The sequence below is a fragment of the Streptomyces pseudogriseolus genome, from assembly GCA_002154585.1.
Taxonomy (GTDB): domain Bacteria; phylum Actinomycetota; class Actinomycetes; order Streptomycetales; family Streptomycetaceae; genus Streptomyces; species Streptomyces pseudogriseolus.
Genome location: MUNG01000543.1, coordinates 169 through 771, shown reverse-complemented (window position 1 = coordinate 771; position 603 = coordinate 169). Strand labels below are relative to the sequence as shown.

Sequence of the window (603 nt, the reverse complement as noted above, 5' to 3'; positions counted from 1 at the left end):
CCCGGCCGCGGGACTGGTGCGAGCCGGGGCCCGGGACTCGGCCGAGATCGGGCGAGGGGCCGGACCGAAGCCGGGCGTGACCCCTCGCGCCGTTTCGGCGTTGTGCCGGGTATGAAGAAGCGCAGCATGCTCGCCATCGCCTCCCTCGCCACCGGTTTCGTCGTCGCGGCCGTCAGCCCGTCGCACGCGCTCACCGACGCCCCCGCCCTCGGCACGCTCGACGTCGAGGACACGCTCAGCTCCCTCGACCGCACGGTCGCCGAGAACAACACGCTGGAGCTGGACGTCGACCGGGACGGCACGGCCTGACGGGCCCCTCGACGCGTCGACGGCGGCGTCGGCGCCCTCCACACCAGGGCGCCGGCGCCGCCGTCACGTGTTCTCCGCTCGATGTGGTTTCCGTGGCAGGGTGGAACGGGCAAGCCACAGGGGGCCAACGGAAGAGGGGGAAACGTGATCGTCTGGGTCAACGGCGCGTTCGGTGCGGGGAAGACCACCACCGCGCACGAACTGATCGAGCTGATCCCGAACAGCACGCTTTTCGACCCCGAAGTCATCGGCGGAGCGCTGGAAAGGCTGCTCCCGCCCAAACGCCTCGCCGAG

General features: G+C 71.5%; 1 protein-coding gene and 1 pseudogene (1 of these 2 only partly in view). Both read left to right on the top strand.

Annotated features, from left to right (window positions below):
* Positions 1–111 precede the first annotated feature (111 nt).
* Positions 112–309, top strand: a complete 198-nt coding sequence (locus tag CCN29_RS32470) for a hypothetical protein (RefSeq protein ID WP_031016557.1) — start codon at positions 112–114, stop codon at positions 307–309.
* A 144-nt stretch (positions 310–453) separates the two neighbouring features.
* Positions 454–603: pseudogene (locus CCN29_RS32465) on the top strand (ATP/GTP-binding protein); its annotated part runs 168 nt beyond the window's last position; the annotation flags it as partial.

What these genes read in the sequence shown, in the direction of transcription:
- CCN29_RS32470 (WP_031016557.1), top strand. Translation starts at nt 112, where the DNA reads ATGAAGAAGCGCAGCATGCTCGCCATCGCCTCCCTCGCCACCGGTTTC.